The following is an 18,215-nucleotide window of genomic DNA, read 5'->3' on the forward strand; positions in this document are numbered from 1 at the left end:
ATTATTAACCAAATACTTTTCCATTTGTAAGGCAATTTCTTTATTATCCTCTATAATCAAAACACTCTTCATTCTAATCCTCTCATGTATCAACTTTGAAATCTATTAAAAAATTTTATTCTATAACACTCATCTATAAGCAAATTAAAGCTACTAACAAATAATTAAATATAAAATTCTAAATTATAATAAAAATATCATTAACGAATCTGATTAATGTAAATTATTAAGGTAATTAATATATAATCTTACAGTTTATAAAAAAATTTTTTAACTTTATTTTTCTAAAGCTTCCTTATAGATTAAAATTTTATGTTTAAATGAGTCTATTCCACCTTCCATGTGATTTATTATTTCTTTTTTTATAGCTACTTCACCAGGATAACCTTGATTTTTCACCCATCCATGTACTCCATCAGAATCCATTACTAACACACAGTCTGACATTGCATTAGTTACAATTGTTGCACTATGAGTTGCAATTATAACTTGTCTATCATTTTTAGTTTTCCTTAGCTGCTGAACAAGATTTTTATAAATATATCTACTATCCAAATTATCCTCTGGTTGGTCAATAACAATCGGTCTGAAATCATTGTTATATTTACCATATCCTAATATAAAGTCTAACATTGCTACGACTTTTTGACCCAATGATAAGTTTTTTATATCTTTATAAATCTCTTGAAGATTTTTATTGTCTTCCCTACTATTAATATTAAATAGGATAGTGTATTCTTCAAGTTTTCTAAAGTAGTTTTTAAAATATCCAATCCATGTATCTATATTTTTATCGTCAGTTGCATATATTAATAAATCCGATATTAACCTCTTAGCAATATCAGCATTAATAATTGTTTTATTAGAATCTATTACTTTAAAACTACTTTCTTCTGTAAATTCTAAAAACTCTTTGGGATTTATCCAAGAAGAATCTTTTTTTATTGATGATTTCAAAAAATTAATCAATCCTTTTTTATCTATTATATAAAATATAAACCCCTCTAAATTTTCTCTCTTAATATTATATCTATTAATAATACTTGAAAATTTACTTTTATAAATTTCTTCTATGGGGTACTCAAGCACTAAATCATTTTGAATATAATCGATTTTTAGTGTTCCTTTTTGAGTTTCATTAAAAGGATCTAATACCTTTTTTACATCTTCTCTTCTATTTTTTAAAATACTTTCTATATCTCTTAGAAATTTAGATAAACCTGATTTAGCTTTAATTTTTATTTTATTTTCAAATGGTTCTAACTCTTTATTTTTAAACATCAAATCATAAATAAACCTGTTAATTTCATCTCCACTTGCATATCTAACAAGATCATTAACAGAATACCTATTATCATAAAGTTCTGATAGGACTTTTGTTTTATTACGTACTTTTTCAATATTACTAATATCCATCTCTTTAACATTACTACAAGTTATCTTATATACGTTCAAATAGTTTTTAAGCATGTATTTTTTAATTCTGTCTCTATTAAAATAATATCTTCTTCCATATTGATAAGGGCGTTCCTCTTCAAATCGGCTTAAAATATTATCATCATCTTCTTTATAAGGACTTATAAACTCAACAATATACTCATCTCTATCACATTGAAATAATAAATATACATTTCCATGCTTACAAATAAAATCTAAAAGATTCTCATCATGAACACTTTGTGTCATTACAAAATCAATTGTTTCAAGAACAGTACTCTTGCCAGTTCCTCTTCCCCCTATTAAGCAATTTAAAGAATCCGAAAATTTTACAGTAAAATCTCCATCTTTCTTTTTATTAGATAGAAACCCAGATTCTTCAAACATTATATATAATCCTTCTATATAAACTTTATTTTTATTCTTGTTCTCATAACTTACAGAAATATCAAAATCAATTAAAGCTTCTTTTAACATTTGAAAGTTAATATCACTTCCTTTAATCCAAAAAAAATTATTGGCTAATGTATCAATTGAATGTGAGTCATTGTCAATTAAAAAATTTACATCCTCTCTATAATTTTTCATGAAGTTTTTTGCACCATTGATTTGATTCTTGTTTTTTAATCCAACAATTCTAGTGTTTTCGCTGGAAAATAATTTCTTTTTATACGCCCCACTTAAAAACTTATCTTTATTTATATTAGATGAATATATATGAGCTATATAAGTTATCGCTCCTAAACTCGAAAAAAAATCCATAACTTCTAAACTAGTAACATATACACCGTCTTTTTCAGAAATCAATTTTTCATCTAGCCACTTAATTACTTCCTCTTCTTTACTCTTATTGTCATCTAATATTGCTACTACATGAAGCTTGTCAGCACATGATATTTCTATTCCTCGAAATAATATTGTTTCAACATTATATTTAGCTTTTAACTTTTTTAGATGATGTATACATATTTTTAATTTGTCTATCCCCTCAAATGTATTATGATCTGTAACAACAGCTATCTCATATTGATTTATTAGTAATTCATTAGCTAACAATAAAAAAGCATATATTTCTTTTTTGCTTTCAAAAATATCAAAATCTCTACCAAACTTTACATCTCTTTTCCCATTTATGAGAGGGATAATACTTTTTTCATAAATTATATCTTCTAATTCTTTTTCACTTATTTTTTTATATCCATCTGTACCTGAATTCTCCATTAATTTATAATCATGAGAAGCTGGTGTGTGAATATGAAATATTGACTTCCTAGGAAATCCAAAATTATCTCTAGTTTTTTTTATATGCTTATATGCTTCTATAACTTCACCATAAGTTCTTGTATCTTCAGCCATACTCCTCCTTAACAATCCCTAAAACTTAACAATAATTCTTATATAAAATAATCACTCTGATCTTCTGCTATCATTCAAAATCAATAGAATTTTCCAAATAATGTTGATTAAATCCTCCTTGTTTAAATCCATAGCAACCAACTCCTGCTGATGAAAATAATGAAATATAGGTAAGAGTATTATTTATCATTTATCTTAACTCAATTTTTATATTCAATAATATCTCCGATATCACATTGAAAATACTCACAAATCTTTCCTAATGTTTCCAAACTTACATTTTCGTCTCTTCCCATTTTTGCTATTGTCTTGGGTGTTGTTGCTATTGCACATTGTAAGTCTGTTTTTTTCATGTTTTTATCTATTAATAACTTCCATAATTTATTATATGAAAATCCCATATCATTCTCCAATTCTATATTTTACCTTTCTAAATGTATAGATTAACTACCTAATTATAGCATATAACGCAGATTCCTTTCAATCGTATGATTTACCGCGTTAAACTAAGCAAAAAAATAAAGGCAGTCCGAAGACTGCCAATATTTATCTCTCTGCACCTTTGCTATGGTCTTTCTTATTTGATTTAGTTTTATCATCTGTCTTAAAGCTTTTTATTTGCCCTAATATGGACTTTTCATCCTTGTCTTGACTCTTTACTTGTTCTTTTGCTTTTAAGAGCTTAGAAGACAGAATACGAACATTTTTATGTTCCTTTCCGTTGTTATCAATGCTTGTTTTTACTTGACCAAATATTTTAACAAAATCTCCTTGTTTTAGGTTCTCTATATCTTTTGTCTTATCTCCATATGCTGAACAATTGGTATAAATTTTATTCCCATCGTCATCTTTTGAAACAAGAGAAAAGTTGCTTACTTTAAACTTTTCTCCATTAGCATTTTCTCTTTCAAGATTTTCTACTTTGCCAGCTATATTACCCACGAGATTTATGAGGTCGTCTTTTTCTTCAAGTTCATTGGTATTTTCAACAATCTTACCTTGTTCTTTCATATCATCAATCATATAGTCAAAGTCATCACTTAGTAGACCTGTTGTGTCATTGTTCATATATAAAACATAGACTTCTTCAAGTGCTTTTTCATCATTGACTCCCTTTTCTATACTCACAAGTGCTTTTATAAAATCCTTGTAGTTATCATTCATCATTTCCTCTAAATTTTCTCTAATATCTTTGTATTCCATAATTTCCTCCTTGTATTAAATAAGGAGAGCCTTTCGCCCTCCTCTATCTTTCTTGTCCTTTTTCGTTTTTTTCTTGATTTTTATCTTTTTCTTCTTCTGATTTGAATTTTGATATTTGTCCTAATATTGATGGTTTCTCTTCCCTTGCGTGAAGATTATCCTCTACATCATAAGTTGATTCAAAGTAATCACTATCTTTAAAATCATTGTCGTACCTATCTGGTATTCCGTCATTATCAAGATCTTTTGCAAGTGGATCATAGAAGTTTCCATCATCATCTATTTCTAGTCCTAGTGCTTGTTTTAAATCTTCTCCATCTACTGATACCAGATCGTCAAAACTTGACATCTTTATGGTTTCAGTCATATCTTTAATAGCTTGTGAATTAGATACATCTTCTTCTACAAAAGATTCTGTTCTAATAGCAACATTATCTACATACTGAGTCCATGTTTTTTCTTCCAAATTTACCTCATATTGAATAGAGTGTTTACCATCTGGTGTTTCTGTATAGGCAAGTCCTATATGGCTTAAATCTGGGTATAATTTGACAAAGTCTTCATAGCTATTAGATTCTGAAAACTCATAGTTAGAATAATCAACTATCGCCCTCTTTAAATCTTCTAATAGTGGTGATTGGTTTTCTAATTCTTCTACTTCTCCCATATCTAAAAGTTTATTAATTTCAGCTAGTCTTAGCGTCTTATCCCTTAACTCATCTGCTTTTTCAAATGGTTTAGTTAATTCTACTTTGGCATTTTCTAAAGATTCTTTATAATTTTCAAGGTTTTGATTTAATCTTTCAAGTCTTGAAGGCATTTTTTCAATTGCATTATCAAGCCTTGTTATATTACCATCAGTAGAGTTTGAAAACTCTCCGAAGTATTCTGCTTTTCCTAGAAGTCTAAAGGTGTGAGTGTTAGTCATAAAGTTATATGAAACTTGTAAGTCTAAATTTCTATATTTACCAATAACCTTGCCATCATTTATCTTTACCTTTTTTATTTCTTCTAATAGCTTCTCTCCAGCCTCTTTCTTATCTACAATTTTATTTGTCCCAAGACTGATTGAAGTGAATTTATTATCTCCTTCTCCTAATTTCTCAATACTTGCAATATCTTCTTTAACTGCTTTTATTTCCATTTCAGTTTTTAAAATACTTTGAGGATAAATTTTATTTACCTTATCTTCGAGCTTATATTTATTAGACTTGTAGTTTGCTTCAAGCATTTTTAGTTTTGTAACTTCGTTATCTAAATCCATCTTTTCTTTAATTAGAGGATTACCTGTAGCTAAAGCTTTAATTTCTGAATAAGATAGACTTGCTTCATCAACATCTTCTGCAACACGCACAGGTGTCTTGCTTGTCATAATTTGAGAAATGAATTTTTGCTTATTCTCTATTGTCTGCCACAAATAAGCATCAAAGGTATTTTCTGTTACATATCTAAAGATATTTACCTTATCATTTTCATTACCTTGACGAACAATTCTACCACTTCTTTGCTCTAGGTCAGACGGTCTCCAAGGGACGTCTAAATCGTGTAAGGCTATTAATTTATTCTGTACATTTGTACCTGCTCCCATTTTTTGAGTAGAACCTAATAATACTCTTACTTCTCCTTTTCTTACCTTGGAGAATAGTTCATCTTTTTGTTTGTCTGTATCTGCTTCGTGGATAAAGGCTATTTCATCTTTTGGTATTCCCATATTCACTAGCTTATCTCTAATATCATCATAGATATTAAATTCTCCATCTCCTTTTGGTGTGGACATATCTGAAAACACTAATTGGGTCGATGAATTTTCTTTTGTCTTATCCCAGATCGAAAAGATATTTTTTACACATACATTTACCTTTGAATTAGGATCATCGGGAAGTAGTGGATTTATTAATCTTTGGTCAAGGGCAAGTTTTTTACCATCATTTGTAATCTTTAGCATATTATCTTGTGTTGGCTCGACTTGGTTATTTCTAACTGCGTCAGCTCTTTCTGAAATAGCTTCTAATATTTCTTTTTGTTCCTCAGTAGGTTTTGTTTTAATAACTTCAAAATTTGCTTCTGGTACTGGCAAATTTAACATATCTGAGGTCTTTATATCTGCTACTTCTTTAAACATGTTCATCAATTCTGGCAAGTTATAGAACTTTGAAAATCTTGTCTTTTGCCTATATCCAGTGCCTTCTGGAGATAATTCAAAGGTGTTTTCTGTTTCTCCAAAAGTAGAAGCCCAGGCATCAAAATGTTCTAATCCTCTTGCCTTTAAATCGTCATATTGAAGGTATCTTTGCATGGTATAAAGCTCTGTCATTGAATTTGATATTGGTGTACCAGTAGCAAATACAACTCCCTTTCCATCTGTCATTTCATCCATATACCTACATTTCATATACATATCTGAAGACTTAAAGGCTTCACTTTGACCTATACCCGCAACATTTCTCATCTTGGTATGCAAGAATAAGTTTTTGTAATTATGAGCTTCATCTATAAATAACTTATCTACCCCTAGTTCTTCAAAGGTTATTACATCATCCTTTTTAAAGTCATCATTTAGTTTTTCAAGTCTTACCAAGAGTTTCTTCTTTGTCTTTTCCAGTTGTTTTACAGTAAAATTTTCTCCTCTATTTCTTTTGTTCTCATCAATAAAGGAAACTATATCATCTATTTGGTCTTGTATATGTCTAACCTGGTATTCCTTAGACATTGGTATTTTCTCGAATTGAGAGTGTCCTATGATGACCGCGTCATATTCTCCTGTTGCAATCCTACCAATAAATCTTTTCCTATTTTTAGGTTGAAAGTCTTTTTTATCGGCCACCATAATATTTGCTGACGGATATAATTGCATAAACTCCCTACCAATTTGAGTAGTTAGATGGTTAGGAACTACAAATAATGATTTACTTGCAAGTCCTAACTTTTTAGATTCCATAGCAGAAGCTACCATTTCAAAAGTTTTTCCTGCTCCTACTACATGGGCAAGTAGTGTGTTTCCACCATATAGAGTCCTTGCTATGGCATTTTTCTGGTGTTCTCGAAGTCTGATTTCAGTATTCATTCCATCAAAAGTTAAGTTAGAACCATCAAATTCCCTATTTCTAATTGAGTTGAATTTTTCATTATAAATCTTTTCTAACCTATATCTTCTATCAGGATCTTCAAATATCCAATTCTTAAATTCTTCTTTAATCAGTTCTTGCTTTTGACTTGCAAGCATAGTTTCTTTTTTATTCAATACAGAAGTCTTAGAACCATCATCATTTATTATTTGGTCAAATACTTTTGTATCTTTTAGATTAAGAGCATTTTCAATCAGCTTATAGGCATTCACTCTACTTGTACCATAAGTCATGTTAGCAAGGTCATTAGTCGAGTCAACACTTTTACCCTCAATATTCCATTCACTTGAGTGTGGCGAGAACCTAACATTTATATTCCACCTATCATAGCCAGGTGTTTTTAAAAGATTAAAAGTAAAGTCTTCTATATCTTTTTGAGGTATCCAGGTTGCTCCTAACCTTACATTTATATCAGAAGCAGTGAGTTCTTCAGGCATAACTTCTTGTAATTTTTCTCTTTGATATTTGAGTTTGCCTAACTCGTTTAATAACGTGTCTTTCTTTTCAGAAGGTGCTAAATCTATTACATTTTCAATTTCTCCGATATATGAATTGAGGTAGCCGATTTTTTCTCTAATATTACCACTTAAATATTCATCAGCCGATACATATGAAAAATGAAATGGATCGTCATTATTAAAGTTTTCAAATGGCATTCTGTTATTTATTAGGTCTGTGTCCTTAATGTCTAAAAATATTTCGCCCTCAAGCTCACCAATTAAGGTGTCCCTATCTTTACTTGTGATAGATTCCATATATTCAAAGTCTACATATCCTTTCTGTGAAACAGATAAGACTAAAGCTTCAAGGGAAGTATCTACATGATCTACTACCTTTGCCTTTGTTATTGTTCTTTTTGAAAATATATCACTCTTAGCTTTGAAATTATCCTCATCATCAAGTATTTCTATTGATGAAACTAAAGGAAAGTTTGAGTCTTCCTTTAAGGCTCTAGTATTTGATAAGGAGTTAATAAAGCCATGTTTCTTTGAAAAGTTATCATAGACTTCATTTAACTTTGCTTGTGACTCTTTTATTTCCGCGTCTGAATAATCGTCCTTTTGTTTTTCTATTACATCTTTCAAAGCATTCATTACATCAAGATAATCTTTTATCTTTTCTTTATTTTTATCTGATATATTCTGCTTAATTAATACTGAGTTTTCTCTTAGGTAGACTTCTTCATCAATAATAGTGTAAGAAAAGTTTTTAACATCGTCTGTTGCTGGAAGACTTAATTCTTCATCTTCCAATAGCTCAACTTCTTCATATTTAGAATTTGAAGAAATTTCCTTACTTACAAGATCCATTAAATCCTTTAGATTTTCGTCTTCTTTTTCATCACAAGTAATTGTATTTCCAAATCTTCCAGATACTTCTTTCATATCTCCTAATACCATTTGAGGATTATCTACAAAGTATTTATTATAAGTCAAACCCTTTTTATCAGTTGCTAGATGAATCCAATCATCATCTCTTTCTATAACTGAATCTCTCTTTTTCAAGAAAATAATATCTGAAGTAACTTCTGTACCAGCAAGTCCTTTAAATATTGTATTAGGAAGCCTCATAGCTCCTAAAAACTCACATCTTGCATTAATATATTTTCTAACAGATTCATCTTTTTTATCCATAGTTCCAGATGAAGTTATGAAGGCAATAATTCCTCCATTCCTAACCTTATCTATTGACTTTGCAAAAAAATAATCGTGAATCAGAAAGTTATTTCTGTTATATTCACGATCGTTAACTTTAAAATCTCCAAAGGGAACATTTCCTATTACCAAGTCAAAGAAATTATTTGAGAAGTTTGTTTCTTCAAAACCTTTAATTTGAATATTAGCTTCAGGATAAAGTTCTCTTGCTATTCTTCCGCTTAGACTATCTTTTTCTACTCCATAGACTTTAGAGCTTTGTATTTCACTTGGCATACTTCCAATAAAATTACCGACTCCTGCAGATGGTTCAAGGATATTCCCAGTCTTAAAACCCATATCTGTTATGGTCTTATATATTCCATCCATTACCTCTCTAGGTGTATAAAATGATGTTAGAGTAGACTCTTTAGCATTCAAATACTCATCATTTGTTAGATTTTCTTTTAATATATTTCTTGCTTCAAGCCATTGTCCTCCCTTTTCTTCATCAAAGACATCGGCAAGACCACCCCATCCTAGATAATCAGCAAGATAGGCTTGTTCATACTCTCTTGGACTCCTATTTTCATTTTCAAGTCTTTTGAGCATCTTAATAGCTTTTATATTTTTATCTAGCTTTTCTGATGGTGTTAGGTATTCTGAGTAGATATGATTTTTCAAGTCATAATTTCTAGCAAAACTTAGCCTTTCCTTATTAGGTTCATAGCCTAGATTTTTTAAATCCTCTTTACCCCTCAATAAGTTTTCGGCTGCTTCTCTTGGAACATTGTATCTATCCATCATTTGGTCAATTTCAAGATTGTGGTTATCTATAAAGCTTTCTTGCTCTACTTGTCTTTCAATTTGTTTTTCATGCTCAGATAATTTGTATATCTCATAATTTCCACTATCTAAAAGGTCATCAATCTTTCTACTTTCTTCAAATGTTTCACCTTTATATAAAGGGAATTCTTCCCCATTAACTTCTACCTTAGTTCCAGCTTCAATTAAGTTAATTCCATCAAAGATATTCTTATCTTCTAAAATAAATTCTTTTCCAACCTTTACTGCTAATTTTTCTGATGTTTGACTTAGATTTTCAAAGATTTCTTCAAGGTATGAATCGTTTCTATATGGAATTACTTCCGAACCCCTAATCATACCTCCCATATACTCCATATTATCTCTAATGGTTACAGTTTTAAGTCCTCCACTTAGTTCATCAAAATCTGTAATGGTAAAGTCCTTATCTTTATATCTAACCTGATCACCTATCTTAAACTTAGGCTCTATCTTTTCCTTAACTTCTTCTTGTGAAGCTTTTTCCTCACTTAGTGCAACTTGCTCTTCTAAATATGAAAATTCACGCTCATTAACTTCTTCACCATCTCCAAGGTCAATCCTATAATGCTCGACAACTTCGCCGTCTACATAGTGGTCAAAATAGAATTTGAAATATCCGATATAATCATCAGTCATTTCTCCAAATTCATTTTCTCCATGAGTTTGATTATGGTCTTTAATATCAATATCCTTTTGTCTTAGGATATTGATTAAGTCTTTAGTTACTATCTGCCCACTATAATCGGGAACTAATTCGTGATTTTCATTAAATTCTACAATCCAGTAATCTTTTCTATTTTCAGTGTTTTTGCCATCAAAAAAAGAAGCTTCATCAGCTTCCTTTTCTGGACTTATTTCATTTTCTAAGCTTCCACGTATTCCTTGATTGCCATTTTCTTCACTGTTGCCATCAAGTTGTTCATCTGTCCTTGGTATTCCTCTGGATTCCCTCTCATCATTTTCTCTGTCAATCCTTGTGCTTTCATCATCTTGACTTTCTCTCTCTTGATAAAGTCCACTGCCTGATTCTGAATTTCCTTCAGGTGGTTCAAAAGTGTTTTCTCCTCGTACATTTCCTGAAGTTTCTTCCAGTTCTCCATGTCCTCGCTCCCTACTAGGTAAGACAGTCTTAGGACTGCGTAAGTCGGATTCGGAAATCTCTCCATAAATTCCAGATCCTTCTCCATCATATCCAAGGCTTTCTCTTCGATCTTCATTGCTATTTCTTCTGTCGCTTCCATCTGTGAAAACTCGTCCATCTCTACTTCTTGACCTATCATCTCGTCTATATAAATCATCTTGACCTCCTCTATCTTCATTTATATTTTCTATATCTCTATTATAGTCGCCACCGGCCCTTTCTGTCAGCAGCCTAGCTCGATCCATTTCCTTAGATTTTTCTATTGTGCTATCTATAATATCTTCGCTAACTCTTGATATTACAAGACCTATCTGTTCTAAAGAAATTGTATTAATCCTAGAAAAATTATTTTTTAAATTTTCCATATCCATAGGATAGGCTGTATTAAACCTATTAGCTATCGCATAGGATATTGAGTCTCTCATAAACTTTTCAAAACTCAGTCTATCCTCTACATCTATTCTCAAATCAGCAATAGCCAAATTAATATATTCATCTCCATAAATTCGACTTAAAGAAAATATATTTTCGTTTAGTGAATCACTAGCTTCAAATGAAGAATCTCTTATTATTTCTTTTAAAGCCTCGTTATGGTTTTCGTGGTCAAACTGCCATAAGCTAACCTCATTAATATTCCTATCCATTGATGTGGTTTGACTAATATCGAAAATATATGAAATTCTTTGATTTACATCACTTCCAACTAAAATTGGAATACCCTTTTGACCTCTCATAACAACTCGACCAAAATATTTCTTCCACATATCAAATGTCGCACAAGCTCTAGCTTCAGGTTCTTTGTTGTATATACTTAGTTGGCTAGAAAAATCATATTTCTGATTGTTACCTATAACTTTTAAGAGTTTTAAATATTCTTTTTCATCTTGTAAAACTTCATACTTTATTGCTTCTTGTATGTTCTTAAAATCATTTACTTGCATTTCCTACCTCCTTTTTTGAGTAATAAAAAAGACGATAGATTTTAAATAATCTACCGTCTATAATGTAATATAATTAAATGACCTATATTAATTCTTTAAGTTTTCCATATAAGTTCAATAATTCGTTAATATCCATATCCATTATAGGCTCATACATAAAAGAGTTTATATGAATATTTTCTGGAGTCATTATATTAACTTCATTAACTATATTAATTTGTTCTTCATTCGCAATCTGCTTATATGCATCAAATAATACCCTGGTCATATTATTAGTTTTATCTACATGATTCAGAAATTCCGCTTTATCTCCTGTTTTCAAATTATTTTTCACTTTCCAATTTAGCATACCATTATAATTATTAATTTTATCTAACATTATTTCCTCAGCTTTAAGTCTACAAGCCATTGATAATAAAACTTTATGCTCGAGCAAATTTAAGTTACTAGTTAAGTTTTCAGTAGTTTCATAAAGCTTTTCTATAACCAGATCATCCTCTTTAAACTCACTTGGTATATCAAATCTCCCTATATATTCTTTATATACTTTCCCTAAAGTTTTAAAATTAATAGTTCCTGAATTTTCTTTTTTGTGTAGTAAATTAGTTAATAGCTCATAATCGCTATCATAATAATTTGAATCATTAACAGATTTATCAAAACTATATTCAATTAGATTCCTAACAAATGGTATAAGTGCAAATAAGGAATATTTATCTGGTTTAGTTTTCCATGTTATAAAAGGTTGTTTTTGATATTTCTCTTCTATCAAATTTAAATCTTGTTTGTTTTCAACGATAAATCTAGATGTACGAGGTACATTTAGTCTAGAAGAAATTGTTCTATAAAAATCAAAATTATGAGATAAAATTATCATTCTAAAATTATCAATTGTTGCCATTTCATACAAATATTCTACAATAGCATACTTATTTTTATAATCAAAAGAATCTGCTATATCGTCTACTATAAATAGGACTTCATTGCTTTCTTTTTTTATTTTTTCTATGTCAAATATTATATTTAACAAATATAAAGATCTTTTCTCTCCTTGACTTAACACGTCTAATTTTTCTAAATTTGATCTATCTAAACTTGCTTGATTTTCACCCTTTTCAAATATAAACTCCACACGTGGTAGGTTTTCTCCTATTATCGCTCCCTTTAAATTTAATATTTTCATCTTATATGGAACAGTGAACCTATCTTCAAATATTTCTAAAGAACGATTCCACAATGTATTGTCTATATTGAGATTTTTAATATTCTCCTCTAATTCTTTATATATCTCTAATAAATCATCAAAAGATTTCTTTTCTTTCTTTATATATGAAGTCCATAATTCTTTTTTTAAATTATCTAAATTTTCTATTTTCAAAAACTCTATTAGTTCAGGATTGTTTTCTATTGTATCTCTTAATAATATGCCTTTTGTATCACTTAGTAACTTTTCTATCTGTTGAAATTCTGGAATATCTTTAATTTTCCCCTCTATTTCATATATTTTCTCTTGTAGTTCATCATTATTACCAATTACTATGCTATTATTTAAATTAAGTTTATTATCTCTTACAAAAAAATTATCTGAATCTAAATTTTTTGCAACATTCTTCAATTTTGGAAATGTGAATTGACCTTTTTCAAAAAAAGTATAACTACTGTATATAGTTTCAGCAGCTTCACAAAACTCTTTTATTTTATTTTGAAAACTACTGTCTTTTATTTTTTTAATTACACTATCATCAAAAATTGTAGAGTATTTAACATTAGGTAAATACGTTTTATTTTCAGCTTCACATAATTCTTTCAAGCTTAATAAAAAACTTTTTTCACTTAAATTCATGTCAGAAACTACTGTAGGCTCTAATTCATAAATTTTTCTTCCTTGTTGTGTTTTTTCAATTTTTAATCCTGAATATTGCACTAACTTTTTTAAAAAATTATTTTTTTGCTTTAATAAAGTTGTGATAGATTTTTTTGTTTTTTCGTCTACTAATAAATCTGCTACACTACTAGATTCATAATAATTCTCAAAGCTTTTTATTACAAACACTTGCTCTTTTCTTATATCTTGTCCATCTATGCTCACATTAACTTCTGCTTTTATATCGAATATTTCATCACGTATTTCGTCAGCTTTACCATCTTGAATTTTCTTAAAAGTTTTTGCAAAAGAAGTTTTCATCAATCCATTTTTTGCATATACTGTAATCACATTTGTATTTGTAAAATCAAATTCATGGTTAAACTCATCTATTCCATAACAATTCTTTAATTTACATTCTAGAATATCCATATCATATCCTCCTGTCTTTTATTTTATTATATCATTCACAATAATAAGTTTGCACTAACATGCATTATTGAACTAATAATGCACATTAAAACATCAACCACAATAGAATTGCCGGCCTGCTTATATAGTTTGCTTGAAGTGCAATTTTTTCTTCTTGAATGCACTTCCTCTAATTTGTCTATATCACTATCATCAAAACCCATGAGTCTTAGGCATTCTCTTTCTGTTAAATACCTATACCTACCATTTCCAATATCTATTATTCCAGAATTAGGTACTCTCATTTGTTTTGTAGAAATAGTATAAGAAAAATCTTTAATCACTTTGAGTCGCCCTCTAAAACTGTTATCTATGCTTTTATTTAAAAATTTCAGCATATAGGGTTGGGTCATTGTATAAAGTTCACTTACATCCTTTTCTAAAAATTCACTTAGTGGTCTAGTTTCTTTCCTCTCCAATTTATTAAAAGAAAAGTTATTTGCTCCTAGACATGAAACAACAAATATCCTCTCCCTTTTTTGAGGTATCCCAAAGTCCATTGCATTTAAAATTTCATACTTACTTTCATATCCAAGGTCTTCTAACTCCTTTAGATAAATAAACAAGGAGTCCCTCATATTTCTATCAAGGACTCCTTTTACATTTTCCCAAATTATCCATTTAGGTTTATCTTTCATTTCTTTGATTATTCTAATTGTTTCAAATAGTAAGCTTGATCTAGTTCCTGAATTCTTTACTCCTCCTTGCTTTTTCCCTATTCTTGAAAAGTCTTGGCAAGGACTTCCATGCATAATTAAGTCTATCTTCTCATTAGGAGCTTTATATCCTACTACTGATTTTGGCTTATAAGCCTCTCCATAAAGTGCGTTGTATGATTTAACACAAGCCTTATCTATTTCTACATAATCAACTACTTCATAAGATATCTTTAAATTAATAAAAGCCTTTCTAATAGCACCTATGCCACCGAAAAGCTCCAATATTTTTACCTTATTCATTTAGATTATTCTTGTACCTATCTACAAGCTCCCTTATACTATCTTCTATTTCTCTTAAAAAGTCTTCTTTATCTACTTCACCAGAGCTAATCTTTGCAAGTTTCATTTCCCATTCAGATGTTGTTTTAGCTGACTTAAACTTATCCTCTACAATTGATACAAGTCTATTGCCTTTTTCTGTTACAAGTAGATTTTTCTTATCTCTTCTTATAAGGTCCTTATGGATAAGATTTTCAATAATTCCTGCTCTTGTAGCTGGTGTTCCTAAGCCTTTTCTCTCCACTTCTATATCTTTATCCAGTGATTCAATCCCTGCATTCTCCATAGCCTTTAAAAGTGTATCTTCATTATAATGACTTGGAGCTTTTGTAAATTTCTCCGATATATTTTTAGAAGTTAGCTTAATTTTATCTCCAGTCTTTACATCTGGTAATTCATTTTCTTGCTTTTCTTTTCCATAAGCCTTTAGATACTTGGTATAACCTTCATCGATTATAGTCTTTCCACTTGCATTGAAGTTAAATTTATCATATTCATATCTGATTTTTCTACTAGATTCCTTTAAGTTATCCGAACATGAAGCAAGTAGTTTATCCTTAATTAGATTATAGACTTTGCTTTCTTTATCAGATAAATCTTTAACTTTTCCAATACCTGATATAGTAGGAATAATCGCATAGTGGTCTGTAACCTTAGATGAATTAAAAATAGACTTAAAGTTTGATTCGTTGATTTTAAAACCTTCTTCAAGTCCTTCTAATAATTCTTTCATAGTAGTAACCATATCATCGGTTAAATACCTGCTATCTGTTCTTGGGTATGTGATTAGCTTTTTTTCATACAGACCTTGTGCCATATTTAAAGTGTCATTTGCTGAATATCCAAAATATTTATTTGCTTCTCTCTGTAAGGTAGTGAGATCATAAGGCTTATCTGGTTTTGTGCTTATTTCTTTATCCTCTACCTCTGTAATAACTATTTCATCTTCTATCAAGTTTAAAAGTTGCTCTGCCACTTCGATTTTATCAATCCTATCTGATACAAGTTTCAATCCTTTATAAGATAGGTCAACTGTATAATATTTTTGCTTCTTAAATAGATTTATTTCACTATCCCTTTTAGCTATTAAATATAGAGTTGGTGTTTGTACTCTACCAACTGAATATGTTTCCTTGTAAATGCAAGAATAAAGCCTACTTAAATTCATTCCTACCAGCCAATCTGCAATAGCTCTTGCACTTGCCGATCCATATAAGTCTTCAAATTTTTCTCCGTCTTTAAGATTTCTAAAACCATCTTCAATAGCTTTGTTTTCCATTGAAGATATCCAAAGTCTTTGAATTTTCTTCTTACATTTAGCTTGATTATATACAAGCCTAAAAATAAGTTCTCCCTCTCTTCCAGCATCACAAGCATTTATAACTGTGTCGATATTCTTATCGTTTAAAAGTTTCTTTAAAACTCCATATTGTTTTTTAGTGCTTTTAGATACTTCATAAATATATTCTTCTGGAATTATAGGAAGATTTTCTATTGTCCATTTCTTCCATTTTTCGTCGTGTCTTTCTGGACTTGCCATTTGAATTAAATGACCGACACACCAAGAAACAATGTATCCATTCCCCTCATAATATCCGTTTTTTCTTGTTCTTGCTCCAATTACTTTTGCAATTGTAACTGCTACGCTTGGCTTTTCTGCTATTACTAATTTCATTAATACCTCCATAAATAAAAAAAGAGCGAAAGATTTCTCTCTCGCTCAAACTTTTAAAAATTATTATAATAGTTCATCTTCATCGTCTTCATCTAAAGATTCTTCATTACTTTCTTCATTGTCAGATTCATCTTCTGACTCACTAATATAATCCTTATCATCTTCTTCAAAGTCTTCCAACATTTTATCTTCCTTAGCTTTGACTACCTTAAAATAGTATCCTGCTCCTATAACTCCTCCAATTACAAGTGCAATAATTAGAAATGAACCTATTCCACTTTTCTTTTCTTCTTTTACTGGAACAGTCTTAGGTTCTTCTTTTTTTACTTCTTCTTTCTTAGGCTCTTCAACCTTTATAGTATTTTTGTCTTCTGATTCAATCATATTAAGTAGGTCTTTCTCTCCTACTTCTGTCAATAGCCTTACATTATCTTGATTTGATGAGTGATCCACTATTAGGTGCATAGTTTTTCCACTTTTAGTTTGAAATGTTAAAAATTGTCTCACATCTACTGGATTTTCTTTATCTTTTTCTGTATCTCCACTTGGTGTTATATCTTTTCCATTCCTATCTACATTTTCAATTACTGAACCTCTTGCCTTATTTTCTTGTGTCGCAAGATTATTTACTGCCTTTGTATTACCACCTTTTACAAGTGGGGTTTTCTTTGGAGGATTATTTGAAGGCTTATTTGCTTCACTTGTATTTCCTGGTATTCTTGGAACATCTTGATAAGGAATTTCTTCTTTTGACGGTGTAAAAACATCATCTTTCAACATTTTTTCAAATTCTTCTTTTTGTGGTTCATAGATTGATTCGTTTTGACTTTCTATTTGCCCTTCATTTGTCATTGCAAATGTAGTTGCTGGTACTGTAAATGTAAAAAGGAGTAACGCTATGGCTACTCCTCGTTTAATACTCTTATTCATTTTTCTATCCTTTCTTATTTTACATTTTTAAATACATAGACTGCTTTTCTAGCATTGTCCCATTCTATTGTTTGGTTTTTACCATCTTTAATATCTCCATGACTTGCTCCAAAAGCTTTAGCAATGTTTGAAATTGAAGCATGGATTCTTCCATTTATAATAACTGGCTTAACATCTGAATTGTAGACTTTACCATCTGAATCTTTCATAACACCAGTATCAATATTTAGTCTTAATGTCTTTTTAGCTAGGATATTATTCTCTTTATTGGAGAAAATAGCTTCACGAGTAGAGTTGTCATACTCAACATTAAAACCTAGAGTATAAGCGATATATCTTACTGGAATCATAGTTCTTCCTTGATCCACATAAGTTTTTACATCCATATAGACTGTTGTCTTACCATCTTTGTTGATAATGTTATAAAAGTTTTTGTCAACTTGGAAAACTGCAAATTCTTTTTCATCTTTAACTTGTTTTTTGTATTGTTGTTCCTCTTGCTTTTTCATCTTGTTAAGATCAAATTGATTTAGGATGTTCTTGTCATCAGCTTTCAAAAGTTCATCCCACTTCTTATCTTGAGATTTCTTATCT

9 protein-coding genes and 1 pseudogene are annotated in these 18,215 nt (G+C 29.8%); all 10 read right to left on the reverse strand.

The annotated features are described in order from the left end of the window. Nucleotides 1–72: pseudogene (locus HMPREF3045_RS09455) on the reverse strand (DNA-binding response regulator); the annotation flags it as partial. Between the two features lie 204 nt (nt 73–276). After that, nucleotides 277–2,793: a Spaf_1101 family AAA-like ATPase gene (locus tag HMPREF3045_RS06635; RefSeq protein ID WP_070738130.1), complete on the reverse strand. Its 2,517-nt coding sequence runs from the start codon at nt 2,791–2,793 to the stop codon at nt 277–279. Between the two features lie 200 nt (nt 2,794–2,993). Beyond that, nucleotides 2,994–3,194 (reverse strand): helix-turn-helix domain-containing protein, encoded by a 201-nt coding sequence (locus HMPREF3045_RS06640; protein ID WP_070738133.1) that lies wholly within the window; start codon nt 3,192–3,194, stop codon nt 2,994–2,996. A gap of 145 nt (nt 3,195–3,339) precedes the next feature. Continuing rightward, nucleotides 3,340–3,996: a DNA-binding protein gene (locus HMPREF3045_RS06645; RefSeq protein ID WP_070738135.1), complete on the reverse strand. Its 657-nt coding sequence runs from the start codon at nt 3,994–3,996 to the stop codon at nt 3,340–3,342. 43 nt (nt 3,997–4,039) lie between these two features. Then, a complete protein-coding gene (locus HMPREF3045_RS06650) occupies nt 4,040–11,683 on the reverse strand; it encodes a helicase-related protein (protein ID WP_070738138.1) in 7,644 nt (2,547 codons plus the stop codon). An 82-nt stretch (nt 11,684–11,765) separates the two neighbouring features. After that, nucleotides 11,766–13,979, reverse strand: coding sequence for an ATP-binding protein (locus HMPREF3045_RS06655; protein ID WP_070738141.1), 2,214 nt, complete (start codon nt 13,977–13,979; stop codon nt 11,766–11,768). A gap of 35 nt (nt 13,980–14,014) precedes the next feature. Beyond that, nucleotides 14,015–14,977 (reverse strand): DNA cytosine methyltransferase, encoded by a 963-nt coding sequence (locus HMPREF3045_RS06660; protein ID WP_002836657.1) that lies wholly within the window; start codon nt 14,975–14,977, stop codon nt 14,015–14,017. Continuing rightward, a complete protein-coding gene (locus HMPREF3045_RS06665) occupies nt 14,970–16,691 on the reverse strand; it encodes a DNA topoisomerase 3 (RefSeq protein WP_012290743.1) in 1,722 nt (573 codons plus the stop codon). Before HMPREF3045_RS06665 ends, HMPREF3045_RS06660 begins: the two co-directional genes overlap by 8 nt. A 63-nt stretch (nt 16,692–16,754) precedes the next feature. Further along, nucleotides 16,755–17,621 (reverse strand): CD1107 family mobile element protein, encoded by an 867-nt coding sequence (locus HMPREF3045_RS06670; RefSeq protein ID WP_002836659.1) that lies wholly within the window; start codon nt 17,619–17,621, stop codon nt 16,755–16,757. A 14-nt stretch (nt 17,622–17,635) separates the two neighbouring features. Continuing rightward, nucleotides 17,636–18,215 (reverse strand): copper amine oxidase N-terminal domain-containing protein (locus tag HMPREF3045_RS06675; RefSeq protein ID WP_257244380.1); only part of this gene is annotated, 580 nt, incomplete at its 5' end.

This window comes from Anaerococcus sp. HMSC075B03 (assembly GCF_001815585.1).
GTDB lineage: Bacteria > Bacillota > Clostridia > Tissierellales > Peptoniphilaceae > Anaerococcus > Anaerococcus vaginalis.